The following is a 16,234-nucleotide window of genomic DNA, read 5'->3' as shown; positions in this document are numbered from 1 at the left end:
ATCGCTTGAAAACATCCATCGCCCTTGTCTCGCCGTTCATCTTCCTTTTGGGTCTTGCGGGCTGTTCCGCCGGCGGCGGGGGTGGCGGTGAAACCGGCCGTGTGGTCCCCCGCGATTACGACAAAATCGCTTGTCGCAACAACGCGCCCGACGCGGGCCCGAACGCGCTTTTTCAGAATAAAACCAAAACCGAGTTCGTCTTCGGTGTCTTCAATAAACCCTACGACCGCTATGACCTCGAAGCGGTTCTCGACGCCTCGGCCGTCTCCACGACCGACTACGTGCGGTCACTCGGCGTGAACCTCTTCCGCGTCGCGCGCGCAAATCTGGGCGGCGCTTGCCAAACCTATTTCAATCTTGAGGAAGTGCCGACGGACTTGCGTTCGGTGTGGGACCGCGCTTCGGGCGGCATTTCGGATGGTCGCCTCGCGGGACTTTACTGGGATAACTGCCAGACCCGTTGCCAGGATTTCGAAATCGTCAGCCCCACGATCCTGGTCGACGAGGCCTCGGATCGCTGGACCCTCGTGCACGAGATGATGCACCACAATTTCAACCAGGGACGCAAAGCGAACCGCAGCATCATCCCGTACACACCGCTTGTCCGCCAAATGCAGCGCAGCCTTCAACGCATTGAAAAGTGGATGAACGAGCACAAAGACCGCGCGGACGTCACGAAGCTGGAAAGCATCGTGGCTGAAACCGAATCCCTCAACCGCTCTTTGTACGAACTGGAAGTGCGCGGCAGCTTCGAAGAGGTCGCGCTCGAGGCGCTATTGATTCGTGAGTGGACCGAAGGCCGCATGACCGGCGGGAATCTGCAGGCCGCGGAAAGCTCCCTTTGGTACATGGAAGCCTCACGTAAAAACGGCCTGGCAACCTTCCAAGAGGTGCGCGGTCTTTTGAACTACGTGAAGTCCGAGGCGACTAAAAATGCGTTCACGGTGCCCGCGAATATCCCGCGCATCGAGGCCGCGATCGTCGAGATCGAAAGCCAAACCCAGAAAGTCATCGACGACGCCCGCAAACGCGTCGACGCCAAAAAGACCGGCAAAGGTCTGCGCCCGCTCTTCCGGTTGGACCCGCGTATGGCGACGCACCTGAAAGCCCACTTGGATCAGCGCGAGGGCGCGGCGGCCCTCCAAGACGCCAAAGCGACGCTGGAACGTCTGTCGGCGCAAGGAGCAGAGCTCTAACCGCGATCCGAACTCCGGCACCGCAATATCCCTGTACGAACCCGGCCGATCCGCCTATGGTGTCGGCCATGACAAACACCTTCCCTTCGCTCTCTAAAGCCGACCCGCAAGTTTTTGCGTCCCTGCAACGTGAAACCGACCGCCAAAAGTTCGGTCTCGAGATGATCGCCAGCGAAAACTATACGTCGCTCGCGGTGATGGAAGCGCAAGGATCGATCCTTACTAACAAATACGCCGAAGGTTATCCGGGAAAGCGCTACTACGGTGGCTGCAACTTCGTCGACGAGATCGAACAGCTCGCCATCGAGCGCGCGAAAAAACTCTTCGGCTGCGCCTTCGCCAACGTCCAGCCCCACTCGGGTTCACAGGCCAACATGGCGGTTTACCTGGCGGCGCTGAAACCCGGCGAAAAGATCCTGGGACTGGACCTGTCCCACGGCGGTCACCTGACCCACGGCTCGCCCGTCAATTTCAGCGGTCTTCTGTTCGAGGCGCACGGCTACAAACTCGACGCGGACACGGGTCTTTTGAATTACGAGACGATTCGCAAGCAAGCGCAGGAGCTGAAACCCAAGATGATCATCGCGGGCTACAGCGCGTATCCGCGCGCGCTCGACTTCAAAAAATTCCGCGAGATCGCGGACGAGGTCGGCGCGGTCTTGATGGTCGACATGGCCCACTTCGCGGGTCTGGTCGCGGCGGGCGTCCACGAGTCGCCCTTCCCGTACGCGGATTACGTGACTACGACGACCCACAAGACCCTGCGCGGACCGCGCGGCGGACTCATCCTCACGAACTCGGAAGAGAACGCGAAAAAACTGAACTCGCGAATCTTCCCCGGCATCCAGGGAGGTCCGCTCGAACACGTGATCGCGGGAAAAGCGGTCGCTTTCCACGAGGCGCTCCAACCGGGCTTCAAGACCTACACCGAAAATGTCGTGAAAAACGCCCGTGCGCTCGCCAACGTTTTGTTGAAAGAGGGCTTCGCGCTGGTAACCGGCGGAACCGACAACCACCTCATCTTGGTGGATCTGTCGAAAACCCCCGTGACCGGGAAAGTCGCCGAACATGCGCTGGATGAAGCGGGTATCACCGTGAACAAAAACACGGTTCCGAACGAGCAACGCTCGCCCTTCGTGACGAGCGGCGTGCGCATCGGCACCCCGGCTTTGACCACGCGGGGGATGGGCACCGCCGAGATGGAACGTATCGGCGTCTGGATCGCTCAGGTCCTGCGCGCGCCGGAAGACGCCGCTTTGAAAACCAAAATCCACGGAGAGATCCGCGAGTTGTGCGCGAAGTTTCCGATCTACCCTGAACTCCAGGGCTAGAGCCAAAAATCCCAGGGGGCGGGACTTTCCCGCCTTCCAAAAATGCCCACAACTCAGGCAAAAACCCGACTTCCCGCGGGTCGGTTTTTCAAAAAAGGCGAGTTTTTAAGGGCTTTTGGCGAGTTTGACCTAGGCGTGGGCCTTTAGAATTGTTAACCTGATTTCCCATGAAGCGGCTTGTAACCACCCTCTTCATTTCGAGTCTGGCCGCGAGTCTCACCGCCTGCGTGAGTCCGACGCTTCCGTCCGTGCCCAGCCGCATCCAAGAATCTCCTAAAACCGCCATCGATCCCGACCAAGCTTTGGGACCCGATGAAGACGTCACATCGACTTCCGGTATCGCCGTGCATGAGCGCGGCAACCGTTCAGGCCATTTCGATTGGCCGGTGGATGAGGCCCGCATGACCCGCGGCTTTTTCCTGAAACCGAAGAAAAAACGCGGTCGCCCCCACCTCGGCATCGATCTGGCCGCCCCCAAGGGAACCCCCATCTACGCGGCCCACGAGGGACTCGTGATCTACGTCGGCCGTGAGTTCCGTGGTTACGGCCGCATGGTCATGGTCGAAGGCAAAGACGGCTTTGCGACTCTTTACGCCCATTTGTCGAAGTCCTCGATTAAGGCCGGCACGACCGTCGCCAAAGGGGATTTGATCGGTGAGATGGGCCGCACCGGCCGCGCCACGGGCGTCCATCTGCACTTCGAAATTCGCATGAAGGACGGCCCCGTCGATCCGCTGAACTTCCTGCCCGGCGGCCACGAGCTCGCCCGTCAGGCCTCCCGCATTCGCTTTCCGGTTTGGGTCGGCCCCGACATCGCCGCGCTCAATCCTTTCCCGTCGCCGTCCTCCAGCCCGTCCTGGATCAGCCCGCGCGCTCCCGCCGAAGCCTCGGCCGACAGCCTGTAAAGATCTCCCGCCGCCTGTAGTTTTGACCCCATCTTGATCCGTTCTTCACTACTGAAATCCGGTAATGCCGAGATGGCCTCAGTTCTCATTCCATTGTCTTTTGAGTAGAAAACACGCCGCGTCTATGTTAGATCCCTTCGGGTCAACAAAGCACTCGAGTCGCAGGTTTACGTAAGTAAACCGAAGGTTTTAGGTCAGCATTTGGTTTCTCTTTGACACCAATTTTCTGGCCCCAGGCTTGCAAAACTGTGAGTCCGAAACCTAGACAAACGTCTTTGGAGACAAAAGGGGACCGAATCTCAAACGACCGCACCGGCACAAAGGGGTGGGGTGTGGCGAGTTGAATGAGACGCGGATGGAGTGGGGTCACAAGGGGTTGGGGTTGCATCACGCGGCTCGCACATCATCACACCACCACATTCGCAATCGGTAATTTGAGAAAGTTAAACAGGTTTTCAAAAGAAACCATTTGCCGGATTTCAATGCGAAATCCCAACAGGATAGAAAAAGGAGCCGACGTGAAAAAACTGAGCCTCATTCTTGGAATGACTCTCATCGCATCTCTGTCGTACGCACAGGAAGAATCGTCTTCCTCGACGGCAAACACTTCGACCGTTGAGTCGTCGACTGTGATCCCCAAGGATCAACAACAGAAAGACATCGACGAAGAGATCACCAACGCCCGCATGCGTGCGTCCACTGGTGCGAAGTCGAAATTCTCGTTCCGTTCAGCTCTGAGCTACTCGGGTGGATCGGTTGAAAAACCCTTCGATCGTATTCGTCCCGCTTACCGCTCGGCTCGTAACTCCCTGGTCGACACTCGCTTGGGTGGTTCGATTGCGATGAAATACCGCGCAACTGACCGCGACAACCTCAACTTCGGAACAGGCGTGTCGCTTCTGACTCCCTTCCACAATAAGTCGTCGGAAATCGGCGAGCGCACTTCGATCAACGATCCCTACATCTCTTACGAGCGCCTGTACAAAGTGGGCCCGTTCCAGATGGTGACTGATGCAGGTCTGTCGTACACGACTGACCGTGAGTCGATCGCTGCTCTGAACGATCGTGGCGGATGGTCGCTCGGTCAAACGGCGATCTACTCGACCAGCTACGGCTGGGACGTTGGTGCGGCAGTTTCGATTGGTGGAACGATCTACGGTGATGATATCCAAGATGACCGCGCTGCTTTGGGCTTCGGCGTCTATCCCTTCGCCGAGTACGCATTCAGCGAGAAAGTTCAGTTCCGTACCGTGTTCGGATACTTCAACTACTCGTCGGCTCGTTCGAACCCCTCGAAGTTGGACTACGAAAACCCCTACCAATCGGTGGGTCTGGGCTTCGTGATCACTCGTGATATCTACCTGTACCCGAACGTTCAGTTCCTGCCGAACAACATCCGTGCAGACCGCACGAACGTTGCTCTCTCGACCAACATCAACCTGTAATTGGTTGTTTGGTTTAGAGTCTTTGATGAAGCCCGGGTTTTACCCGGGCTTTTTTTTGGCTTTCGCCACAAGGATTATGTTTCTACTTTCCTTCTAGGAGTTCGCGGATCGACGGAGTTTCATAGCCGGGGATCATGTCGAGACCTTGAGTGAGAGATTTCGCCCGCGTTTGGTTTCCGGACTCTTGGCTCGGCCTGTTCGGCCAAGCGAAGGTGCGCCACGTGGTGCGATCCACCGACGCGTAAGCGGTCCGACGCTCTTGGGCCTGGAAGAAGGCGACCGCCTCGTCTTGGACCTGAAGGAGCTTCAGGCTCTTCTTCTCATCGTCTTGATAGATGTCCGTCACGAGATTCGCGGCCGCGCGCAGATGAAGAGACCTACGGGCGAACTCTTTTTCGCCCGTAAACGTCTGTTTGCCCAACCGGTCCATCACGTTTTTCATCTTGAACATCGCCGCTTCGAAAGCGGGACGGTCCGCGGGCCGCCGGTGCTTCATCCATTTCGCGATGATCGCCTCTTGTTTTTTGATTTCAGCTTCCGCGCCGCGAAGCTCGCCGTGCTTCGAGTAAAAGTCGTTCGGAACCGCGTCGCAGCGGTGGTAGACGATGCCGAGCTCGCAGTCTTTCCCTTGTTGTTTGGCTTCGTTGCCTTTGCATTTTTGCGCTTCATTGAAGAACTGCGGGAACACGATCTTTTCGTGCTTCGTGTACTCCCACTTCTGATGGACCTCGGGTCCCGCTTTTTGAAAAATGACGTTGTCGTTCACGCGCATGAAACTGTGGTAGTGGCCTTGCCCGGCGCTGAACACCGAACCGATGTCGCCGTAGCGAAGCGGCTCATCCCGCCCGACCGGCGCGCAGAATGGCGAGTTCATCCAGTGCCAGAACTCCGCGCCCGAGACGTAACGGGGCGTGGAATCGATGACGCCCGACACCTGCAGGGCCGCGTTCCAGCAGTTCGGTCCGTAGCTTTCATTCGGTGTCCGCAGCAGCGTGCGGATGCGGTCGGCGCGGCTGGGGCCGTAGACGGTCAGGTCGATCCCGCGGGTGTCGCTTTCGGCGACGTCGTAGTTCACATCTTGGGCTTGAAGCTTGAGCGTACCGAGCAGGACGATGAAAATAACAAGAAGAGGTTTCATGCCTCTCTGGCGGTGCAAAGCGCGTTCACGCTCCCGTCCACTAGATCGCGGGCGCCGTCTCACTCTGAAACGAGGCGCGCAAAAATGTCCCCGTCCGATCAACAACTGAGGGGTTAACGAAGGACCGTGGGGGGATCGGGAATCTCGTTCGGTTTGGCCTCGATCCCGACCTCCTCGAGCTCTTTGCGGACGCCCCACAGGCGTCCCAAGAGCGCCGGCATCTTCGCGCTGATGTACCCGAGGAAAAGATACTTGAGCGCTCGCCCCGCGATCATGACCATAAAGAGCGACAGCAGACTCGTGCCGCTGAGGGCGGTCAAAACGATCGCCGGATGCTGCATGATCGGGGTCGCCGCCACCGCGAACAGGACGATCAATCCGTAGTTATCGAAGAGGTATTCGGTCCAAACCCAAGACTTGGTCGTCAAAAGCGACGGGTAATAGGTTTCGATCAACGGCAAACCGTGATGCTGAACCAGCCAGGCCAAGACCAAGCCCCCAAGACTCGATCCCAAAGTGATGGCGAAAGACATACGCAACCAGCGCTTCGGCTGCAGCAGAATACTCGAGATCAAAATACCGTCGGTCGGCACCACGACGATGAGGTTATCAAGCCCCGCGAGCAGACCGATCAAGAAGGGGTACCACGGACGATCCGCGTATGCCTCCATCCGCAGGACTTGCCGGCGGATCCACGCGTTCATCGCGGCCCCGCCGCGTCCACCGGCTGCGGCGCCTTCGCCTCGGCCGTGGCTTCATTACGGGCCTTCCACCAACCGACCGCGAGCGGGATCAGCGACACGGCGATGATGCCCGCGATGACGAGCGAGAAATTTTTCTGCACGACCGGCAGATTTCCGAAAAGGTGTCCCAACCATAGGAAGATCTGCACCCACAAAATGGCGCCGATGACGTTGAACATCAGGAAACGCCGACGGTTCATGTTGCCGATCCCCGCCACGAACGGCGCGAAGGTTCGGACAATGGGCGCGAAACGCGCCAGCACGATCGCGGAGGCGCCATACTTCGCCATGAACATTTCGGTTTGGCGGATGTGGTCCACCTTCACCCAACGTCGCAGATGTCCGGTCAGGAGCCACTGCCCGAAACGATTTCCGATCGTGTAGTTAAGTTGATCCCCGATGATCGCCGCGGCCATCAGCAGACCGCCCAGCAACCAAATATTCATCCCGTCATCGCCGAGCGCGGTCAGCGCACCCGCCGCGAACAGAAGCGAATCCCCCGGCAAAAACGGCGTAACGACCAAACCCGTCTCGGCGAAAATGATGACGAACAAAATAACGTAAATCCAAATTCCGTAGAGCGCGAGCCACTCTTTCAGATGAAGGTCGACATGCAAGATGAGATCGATAATGTGCATCATATGGGAAGATTGTGACAATTCCGCTGCCGCCCGTCACCTCTTTGTCGGTGAGTTTCGCGAGACATCAATAATTCTGATAATGCACTTCGATTGGGGCAATGGAAGCGGAACTCGCATCGGTCGCGTTTGCGCCGGGCCCCCTTGACGCATTCCGAGTCGCACCCATATTCACCGAAATCCCACTTGAACTGGGACGGAGGACAACGAATGACTTCAATGCACGGACGACTTCCCGTACTACCCTTGAGAAACGCGGTTTTATTTCCCGGCCTGACTCAGGTCGTGAAAGTGGGACGCGAGCGCAGCGTGAGCGCTCTGAAGGAAGCGGAAAAAAGAGGCTTCTGGATCATCACCACGCAACAAATTCCCCAAGACGACGCCATCCCGGCGGAAAAACCCATCGGCGCGGACGGCGTCCATACCGTCGGCACGCTCTGCCGCATCGACTCTTTGAAAGGCAAACCCGAGAACGGCTACCAGGTCGTCTTACGCGGCTTCGCGCGCGTGCGCCTGGAAGACCTTAAGCTGCTCGAGAGCGAGAATTTCCTCGAGGCTTTCGGCCAGCAGCTCGACGACGTCAACGACATGAACGAACAGACCGAAAAGGCCCTGCTGGATTCTCTTCGTCAGCTGGGGAAAGACATCCTGAAGGTCCTGCCCGGAAACACCGATCAATTGAACGAGATGCTGAACGGCATCGACGATCTGTCTTATTTGACCGCGCTTTGCGCCGGTAACATCGACGTCGATCTGAAAGAGAAACAGAAAATTCTCGAGATGACGAATCTGCGCGAGCGCGCCCTCCATCTGTTGAATTTGATGAAGTCCTTCAAGGAAAGCCTCGAACTGCAAGCGGAAATCCGCAATAAGCTCAGTCAAAAACTGGGACAACAGCAGCGCCAAAGCATCTTGCGCGAACATATGAAAGCCATTCGCGAAGAGCTCGATGGTTCAAGCGAGGACGGCACCTTCGAAGAGAAGATGCAGAAAAAATTCGACGAAGCGGGACTGCCGGACGAAGTGCGCAAGGTCGCGGAAAGCGAACTGCGTCGCTTGACCGAGATCGGCCCCCAATCGCCGGAAAGCCACGTCATTCGCAATTACCTTGAGCTGATCGCCGCGCTCCCCTGGTCAAAATCGGCGGTCGAGACCGACATCGACCTCGAGGCCGCGCGCCGGATCCTGGACGCGGATCACTACGGCATGGAGCAAGTCAAGAAACGGATCGTGCAGCAGCTGGCCGTCATGAAACTGAGAAAGAACGCGAAGGGATCGATCCTGCTTTTCCTGGGCCCTCCCGGGATCGGGAAGACGTCGCTCGCCAGCTCAATCGCGAAAGCCCTCGGCCGCAAGTTCATCCGCGTGAGTGTCGGCGGCGTGCGTGACGATGCCGAGATCCGCGGGCACCGTCGGACGTACGTCGGGGCGCTACCCGGTCGCGTGATCGCGGGACTGAAACGCGTGCAAGAGAACAACCCCGTCTTTTTGCTCGATGAAATCGACAAGATGGGACGCGGATATCAAGGAGATCCCGCGGCGGCCCTGCTGGAAGTTCTGGATCCGGAACAGAACGCGAACTTCACGGACCATTACCTGGAAGTGCCCTTCGATCTGTCGAAGGTGATGTTCATCGCGACCGCGAACCAGCTGGACGGGATTCCCGCCCCGCTCCTCGACCGCATGGAAATCATCGACATGACCGGCTACACCCTGGCCGAGAAATTCCATATCGCGAAGAACCATTTGATTCCGAAACAAATGGAGGAGCAGGGCTTCAAACCCGGTACCGCGATCCTGGAAGACGACGCGCTCACGCGGCTGATCTCGTCCTACACCCGCGAGGCGGGCGTGCGCGAATTGGATCGCAAAGTCGCCGCCGTTTTGCGCGGGGTCAGCGAGAAGGTCGTCGCGAAAATCGAGAAGAACGAAACCGACCCGGTCCGCATCAAGTCCTTCGACATCGAAGAGATTCTGGGACCCGACCGCTACCTGACGGAAGAGGCGCTGGAAGCCAATCCGCCCGGCGTGGTGACGGGACTGGCGTGGACCCCGGTGGGAGGCGACATCCTTTTCGTCGAGACCACGGCGATGCCCGGCCGGGGCGATCTGATTTTGACCGGAAAATTGGGCGACGTGATGCGCGAGTCCGCGCAAATCGCGCAGAGCCTGATCCGCAGTCACTTGAAAGATCTAGGATTGAATTTGGAATGGCGAAAGTACGATCTGCACTTGCACGTGCCGGCCGGCGCCACTCCGAAAGATGGGCCTTCGGCGGGCGTATCGATCCTGTCGAGCATGATTTCGCTCCTCACCGGACGTCCGGTTTCTTCGAAGCTCGCCATGACCGGAGAAATCACGCTGCGCGGAGCGATCACCCCCGTGGGCGGGATCAAGGAAAAGGTCATCGCCGCGCACCGTGCGGGGATCCGGACCGTGGTCCTTCCCGAACGCAATCGCCGCGATCTGCGCGAGATTCCGCAGGATGTCGTCAGCGAGATGGAAATCCATTTCGTCGCGCGGGTCGAGGAACTTTTGAAGCTTGTTTTCGATCTGGATTTAAAGCCCATCGAGACGCAGTTCCTGCTGGATCTTCCCCTCACGGTGAAGGCGGAGTATGCGGATCTGGAGTCGGTCGAGCCGAAAGGCCCGCCGCGGACGGACATGCCGCGGCCGACGACCGAAGAGGCATTCCCCGAATCGAATGACGGCGTGCAGGCCGAGCAAGAGTAGAAGCAAAAAGGCAAGTCAGAGCTTGGCTTAAGACCGGAGACGCAAGTCTCCGGTCTTCTTTTTGGGGGAGCCTCATGCCCCGGCGCATCCCGCCGTGACATCCTCTGCAAGTGTGGACAGACTCGATCCCCTCAACACTCCCGTTTGAGGAGAAAAGGAGTCTTCTGTATGCGCATTCATTTTACGACCGCAGCTCTCGTCTTGGCTTTCACCGGTAGCTTGGCGTTGACCGCTCAAGCGAAAAAAGACCCCAAGGCCGCTCCGTCGTCGGCCGCCGCAGCCGCGGGCGCCGCCACCACTTTGAAGGTCGACACGGCCGCTTCGGAAGTGGGCTGGACCGGTAAAAAAGTTTTGGTTGAGTCGGCACACAACGGCACCGTCGCGATCAAGTCGGGCACGATCAACGTCGCCGACAAAAACATCACCGGTGGCGAAATCGTCATCGACATGAATTCGATCAACAACAAGGACCTCGCCGCCAGCCCCGGCGACAAAGGCAAACTCGAAGGTCACTTGAAATCGCCCGACTTCTTCGACGTCGCGAAGTTCCCGACCGCAACATTCAAAATCACCAGCGCGAAAACCCTCACCGCTCCGAAAGCGGGCGAAGCGACGCATGAGCTGACTGGCGATTTCACCCTGAAGGGTAAGACTCATCCCGTGACCTTCCCGATCGTGGCGACTCTCGGCGCGGACGGAAAAGCGGAAGCGACCGGCACCCTGAAGATCGACCGCTCGAAGTGGGATGTCCGCTACGCTTCGGACAAGTTCTTCAAAGGCCTGGGCGACAAGGTCATCGCGAATGACATCGACCTCAGCTTGAAAATCGTTGCGACCAAGTAAGCCTTTGCGCGGACCTTGAATCGTACGAACACCGAAAGACCGGCGCCGTAAGGCCCGGTCTTTTTTTTTGGTGTTTTCGAAGTCTAGCTTTCGGCCTTGCGCGTACCCAAAGACCCCGACCTTTCGTTAAGATCAAGGGATGAAGGCACTCGTTCTCTCTGGCGGCGGCGCGCGTGGCGCGTATCAAGTCGGCGTCCTTAAGGCCGTCGCGGAAATCTCTGAAGAACTCAAAATCGAAGCTCCTTTCCAAATCATCACCGGGATCAGCGCGGGGGCCATCAACGCCGCCTGCCTGAGCTGGGGCGTGGATCGTTTTCCGAAACAGGTCCGGTTTCTGGAAAGCCTATGGTCGCAGCTGACGCCCGAGCAGGTCTTCCATACCGACATCATGTCGATGGGTAAGATCGGCTTCAAATGGATGGGTGAGCTGTCTTTGGGGGCGCTCACGGGCGCCTCAGGCAAGTCGCTGCTCGATACGGCTCCGCTACGCGCCTTGATTGATCGCAATATGGATTGGGATCGCGTCGACGCGTTGGTCGAGTCAGGTCACCTGCGCGCGCTGGCGCTTTCCGCCATGGACTATCGCAATTCCCACACCGTCACCTTCGTGCAAGGCGGTGAAGGCCTTCCCGACTGGCAGCGCAACCGCCGCTACTCCCTGAAGACGCAGATTCGCTCGGAGCACGTCATGGCGTCGTCCGCCATCCCGCTGCTTTTCCCGCCGATCAAAGTCGCCGACGCCTATTACGGTGATGGCTGCGTGCGCTCCCACGCTCCGCTCAGCCCCGCGATTCATCTGGGCGCGAGCTCGGTCTTCGTCATCGGCGTACGCAAGATGGGTTGGACCGCCGACAGCGCGCGCGGTCAGCGTGAAGACAAAGTTCCCAGCGTGGCGCGGGTCGTGAACATGGTCATGAACTCGGTGCTTCTGGACGGGATCGAGGTCGACGTCGAACGTCTTTTGAAGATCAATCAGTTCTTGGAGAAAGTTCCCACGGACGCGATCGAAAATCTGAACTTCCGCCCGATGGACGTCAGCTGGGTTTACCCGACCGAAGACATCGGCCACCACGCCCACCACATGAGCTCGCGGCTTCCGCGCATCATCCGCTACCTGCTGAAGGGACTGGGCCCGCTCGAAGACGCTTCGGAGCTGATCTCTTATCTGCTTTTCGATCCGGACTTCTGTAAAAAACTGATCGAGTTCGGCTATGCCGACGGTCTGGCCAAGGCCGACGACATCCGACGCTTCCTGAAAGCTTAAGCCCCGCGACGGGGCTTAAATCTCGACTTGAATGCCGACTTCGATCACCTGGTTCGGCGGAATCTTGAAGTACGCGGTGGGCCGCTCGGCATTGCGTGCCATCAGCGCGAAGATTTTTTCGCGCCAGACCGCCATGTTCGGATCACCCGTCGGCAAGATCGTTTCACGACCCAAAACGAAGGTCGTATCCTGCAAAGAGATGTGAATCCCCTGCTCGCGGCACGCTTCGAGGATGTGTTTGATCTTGGGCGTTTCCATAAAACCGTAGTTCGCAATGATCCGGTAAAAATTCGGCCCCATCGAGTCGATGCGGACACGTTCTTTTTTATTCACACTCGGCACTTCGACCGTACGGATCGTCAAAAGCACCACGCGCTCATGCAAAACCTTGTTGTGCTTCAAGTTGTGCAGCAGCGGCACGGGCACGCCCCACGCATCGCCGCTCATATAAACCGCGGTCCCCGGAACGCGCACGGGCGGCGCTTGTTTAATACGAACCAAGAAATCTTCCACCGAAACCGAGCGCGCTTTCAGATGTTCCGCCAAAATGCGGCGTCCCTTCTTCCACGTCGACATCAGCAGATAGACGAACGCCGCGATCACGAGCGGCACCCAGCCGCCGTCGGCGATTTTGATCAGGTTCGAACCGAAGAAAGCCAAATCGATCATCAGGAAGAACCCGAAAAGCGCGAGCGCCCGCGACAACGGCCAATTCCAGAGTTTGCGCGCGACCACGAAGGCCAGGAAGGTCGTCACCACCATCGTCGCCGTCACCGCGATTCCGTAGGCCGACGCAAGCGAGCTCGACGTTTTAAACGAGAACACGACCCACATGACCCCGGCCATCAGGATCCAGTTCACGGTCGGAATATAGATCTGACCGATTTCGCGTGACGACGTATGGATGATTCGCAAACGGGGCGCGAATCCCAACTGCACCGCCTGGCGCGTGAGCGAAAAGATCCCGGTGATCAACGCCTGCGAAGCGATGATCGTCGTCAGGGTCGCCAAGATCACCATCGGGATGCGCAGCGATTCCGGGACCAGGAAGTAAAATGGGTTCTCGATCCCGGCGGGATTGCGTAGCAATAGCGCGCCTTGCCCCATATAGTTCAAAACCAAACAGGGAAAAACGATCGCGACCCAAGCCGCACGGATGGGCCGCTTACCGAAGTGCCCCATATCGGCGTAGAGGGCCTCGCCGCCGGTGACCACCAGGAAGACGGATCCTAGAACCAGCATCGAATGAAGACCGTTATTCAAGAAAAAGTTCACGGCGTAATGCGGACTGAGCGAGCGCAGGATCTCGGGATTTTCGACGATGCCCGCGGCCCCCAAAGCCGCGATGGAGGAGAACCATAGCAACACGACGGGACCGAAGACTTTACCGATACTTCCGGTGCCGATCCGCTGAATGAAGAAAAGCCCCGCTAAGAGCGTCATGGTGATCGGCAAAATGTAAGGCTCAAAGACCGGCGTCACGATCTTGATCCCCTCGACGGCGGAAAGAACCGAGATCGCGGGCGTGATGACGCCGTCTCCGTACAGCAGCGCCGAGCCGAAAAGCCCCACGATCAAAAGTAAGATGCGACGTTTGGAATCCTCGCGCCCGTAGGCCGTGGCGAGCGCCATCAGCGACAGGATTCCGCCTTCGCCCTTGTTGTCCGCGCGCAGAATGAACCACATGTACTTCAGGTTGATGACCAGCACGATCGTCCAGAAGATCAGCGAGCAGATCCCAAGGATGTTGTCCGGAGTCAGCTCCAGAAATTTATTGTGCTGAAACGATTCACGGAGCGCGTACAGGGGGCTCGTCCCAATATCTCCATAGACGACCCCGAGGGCGCCGATGGACAAGGCGAGCAGCGATTTATTCGAGTGAGAGTGGGAGTCTTTCACGGTGGTGGCCCTTCTAGTCTGACTCCTTTGAGCTTAACAAGCCCCATTCTGAGACGTCAGCTTCCCTCCCCCTTCTGCAGCGTGCAGCTCGACGGAAGTCCTATTGTGTCATTTCGCCCCTGGACCGATAAGTAGAGGGGCCTATGTTTGCCCAAGAAAAAGGCGAACGCATCTCTTCTCAACGAGTGAGTGATGAATGAGTTATAAGGTGGTCATATTAAAGGCGAAACCACAGGCACTGAAGCAGGCCGAACAGTTCCTGCGCAATCGCCAGTGGCAAATCATCACGACCACGAACTTGCGCGACGCGATCGCCGCCGTCATTCAAAAGCAACCCGAGTTCGTATTGATCGCGGCGGATCATCCCAACCGCAAGGCCCGCGTCCTGCCCAAACTCATCGGCCAGGCTTTTCCGGTGAAGGTCATCGGTTTCGTCGAAGCGTCGACGAATGCCTCCATGGCGATTCTTCAGGAGATGGGACTGGAATATAACGTCTTTCCGCCCGTCTCGGGACCCGCGATCGAACGCACGATCTTGAAGATCAAAAAAGACGAAGAGAAAAAAGAACTCGACCGCCAGCGCGCGATCGAAAACGGGACCTATATGCCAGAGTCGAATAGCGGTACGACCTCCGTCACCGGAGAGGGGTTCAATTCGGCGCGTGAAATGCTGGCGCGACTCGCCAATGGCGACGAATCGCCAGATGAAGCGGGCTTCATCGCGGGCTCTGCGCCGAGCGCGGCCGGACCTGCCATCGCTGTCGGAGCGAATTCCGACGGTCAAGTCGGCGGCTCCGGGGGCGACCCGGCGGCAAATGCCGCAAACCCCGAGCTCGACGACGACTCCAACAATCCCTACGCGAGCAGCTGGGACACGATGGGATCCGCCGTCACTCCGGGCGCCACCAACTCCGAAGACTCCACTTCAGAGAAAGGCTCGTCGCGCAAACGCAAAGACGGTCCGATCATGGAACACGGGCCCATCGCCCGCAAGGCTCGCAAACAACCCACTTACAAACAGGATCCCGCGAACTATCCGGATCGCGAGTCGTTGATTGTCAAAGGCACTCAGGAGGCACTCGAACAAAGCGTCCTCATCACGGAGGGCGATCCGAACTTCGAAGAAGTGACGTCCGCGACGAATGTGGCGTGCATCACCATCTCTTCGCCGCGTTTTTCGGGATACTTGGTGGCCGCACTCGGCGCGGACCGAAAGATCGACGACGAGTTCCTGAAAAGCGTTCAGGATCGCCTTTTCAGTTTCTTGCGCGCGAACGGTGAAAAAATCGACGATGACAACGGCATGAATTTGAAACTGGAGCAGGTCGACTTCGAAGAGTGGGCGATCGCGCAGGCGAATTTCTTGCGCAAGTCCGTGCACGGCACGAACGAGATCGCGATGGCTTTCTTCCCCTCGAAAGAGACCGAAACGAAGCTGGAGCAGTCCGTCGCGGAAAACATGCTGAAGCTCGGCATCGACGAACTGCACGACGACGTACCGGTCGAGTTCGACCTCTACATCTATCTTCCTTCAAACAAAAAATACCTCTTGTACACGCCCCAAGGCCGCAAGCTCTTCGGGGCGCAGCGCGGACGACTGCGCAACAAAGGGGTGACCCATATGCACCTCCGCAAAGACTCGGCCTCGCAGGTGAAGCGCTACCGCGCGCAAGTTTACCTGAACGAGATGATCGGCAGCTTTAAGCGTGGCGGCGGCAGCGGCGGCAAAAAAGCCGCTTAGAGTAGCGCCAAGACCCGCGCGACGTCCTCATCTTGCATCATCGCATGCAGCGAAAGCCGGATCCCCGGAGGGCGCTTCGCGTAGGCGACCTTGGCCGTGACGAAGGTCTTTTCGATCTCTGCGAGCTCGCGCAGTTTGGCGCCAGGACCGGAAACGAAATTGAGAATCGCGCCCCGGAATTTTTCACCGTGCGGAGAGGCGACCACGTATCGCCGTGCCTCCAGGCCTTCTTGGAGTTGTCGGGTCAAACGTTCGGCTTCCCGCTCGACGTTCTGGATGCCCGTCTCGCGCAAAAGCTTCGCCGAAGCCCCGAGCGCCATGACGACGCTGAAAGCCTTGCCGCCCGGCTCGAATCGCG

13 protein-coding genes are annotated in these 16,234 nt (G+C 58.2%); 8 read left to right on the top strand and 5 right to left on the bottom strand.

The window, feature by feature from the left end; translation table 11 throughout:
* Positions 1-5: 5 nt before the first annotated feature.
* The 4 genes from KF767_15910 to KF767_15895 all read left to right on the top strand — a co-directional run bounded on the left by KF767_15910 (position 6) and on the right by KF767_15895 (position 4,877).
* On the top strand, positions 6-1,196 hold the full coding sequence (locus KF767_15910) for a hypothetical protein (protein MBX3019372.1): 1,191 nt from the start codon (positions 6-8) through the stop codon (positions 1,194-1,196).
* 68 nt (positions 1,197-1,264) lie between these two features.
* Positions 1,265-2,527 carry a serine hydroxymethyltransferase gene (locus KF767_15905; protein ID MBX3019371.1) on the top strand — a complete coding sequence of 421 codons (1,263 nt, stop codon included), beginning with the start codon at positions 1,265-1,267 and terminating at the stop codon, positions 2,525-2,527.
* A 167-nt stretch (positions 2,528-2,694) separates the two neighbouring features.
* Complete coding sequence (locus tag KF767_15900; protein ID MBX3019370.1) at positions 2,695-3,432, top strand: M23 family metallopeptidase; 738 nt, start codon at positions 2,695-2,697, stop codon at positions 3,430-3,432.
* A gap of 629 nt (positions 3,433-4,061) precedes the next feature.
* Positions 4,062-4,877, top strand: a complete 816-nt coding sequence (locus KF767_15895; GenBank protein ID MBX3019369.1) for a hypothetical protein — start codon at positions 4,062-4,064, stop codon at positions 4,875-4,877.
* A gap of 82 nt (positions 4,878-4,959) precedes the next feature.
* Here the strand turns inward: KF767_15895 and KF767_15890 are convergent, their stop codons facing one another.
* The 3 genes from KF767_15890 to KF767_15880 all read right to left on the bottom strand — a co-directional run bounded on the left by KF767_15890 (position 4,960) and on the right by KF767_15880 (position 7,399).
* Positions 4,960-6,015 (bottom strand): hypothetical protein, encoded by a 1,056-nt coding sequence (locus KF767_15890; GenBank protein MBX3019368.1) that lies wholly within the window; start codon positions 6,013-6,015, stop codon positions 4,960-4,962.
* A gap of 113 nt (positions 6,016-6,128) precedes the next feature.
* Positions 6,129-6,719 (bottom strand): hypothetical protein, encoded by a 591-nt coding sequence (locus KF767_15885; protein MBX3019367.1) that lies wholly within the window; start codon positions 6,717-6,719, stop codon positions 6,129-6,131.
* Entirely contained in the window at positions 6,716-7,399 is a 684-nt protein-coding gene (locus tag KF767_15880) for a DedA family protein (protein ID MBX3019366.1), read from the bottom strand. The genes KF767_15885 and KF767_15880 overlap by 4 nt, the downstream gene beginning before the upstream one ends.
* A 207-nt stretch (positions 7,400-7,606) precedes the next feature.
* Here KF767_15880 and lon point away from each other — a divergent pair, with 207 nt between their 5' ends.
* From lon to KF767_15865, 3 genes are all read left to right on the top strand, one after another.
* Positions 7,607-10,129: an endopeptidase La gene (gene lon / locus KF767_15875; protein MBX3019365.1), complete on the top strand. Its 2,523-nt coding sequence runs from the start codon at positions 7,607-7,609 to the stop codon at positions 10,127-10,129.
* Positions 10,130-10,297: 168 nt separating this feature from the next.
* Positions 10,298-10,972 (top strand): YceI family protein, encoded by a 675-nt coding sequence (locus KF767_15870; protein ID MBX3019364.1) that lies wholly within the window; start codon positions 10,298-10,300, stop codon positions 10,970-10,972.
* A gap of 139 nt (positions 10,973-11,111) precedes the next feature.
* Positions 11,112-12,236 carry a patatin-like phospholipase family protein gene (locus KF767_15865; GenBank protein MBX3019363.1) on the top strand — a complete coding sequence of 375 codons (1,125 nt, stop codon included), beginning with the start codon at positions 11,112-11,114 and terminating at the stop codon, positions 12,234-12,236.
* 15 nt (positions 12,237-12,251) lie between these two features.
* On the opposite strand, the gene KF767_15860 is transcribed toward KF767_15865, so the two are convergent.
* Positions 12,252-14,135, bottom strand: a complete 1,884-nt coding sequence (locus KF767_15860; GenBank protein MBX3019362.1) for a potassium transporter Kup — start codon at positions 14,133-14,135, stop codon at positions 12,252-12,254.
* Positions 14,136-14,331: 196 nt separating this feature from the next.
* On the opposite strand from KF767_15860, the gene KF767_15855 reads away from it, so the two are divergent.
* Positions 14,332-15,876: a hypothetical protein gene (locus KF767_15855; protein MBX3019361.1), complete on the top strand. Its 1,545-nt coding sequence runs from the start codon at positions 14,332-14,334 to the stop codon at positions 15,874-15,876.
* On the opposite strand, the gene KF767_15850 is transcribed toward KF767_15855, so the two are convergent.
* On the bottom strand, positions 15,873-16,234 hold a 362-nt coding region (locus KF767_15850), incomplete at its 5' end, for an aminotransferase class V-fold PLP-dependent enzyme (protein MBX3019360.1). The two genes, KF767_15855 and KF767_15850, sit on opposite strands and share 4 nt — an antisense overlap.

The organism is Pseudobdellovibrionaceae bacterium (assembly GCA_019637875.1).
GTDB lineage: Bacteria > Bdellovibrionota > Bdellovibrionia > Bdellovibrionales > Bdellovibrionaceae > JAHBUW01.
The sequence above is the reverse complement of the archived record's forward strand: the minus strand, read 5'-3'. Positions and strand labels throughout refer to the sequence as shown.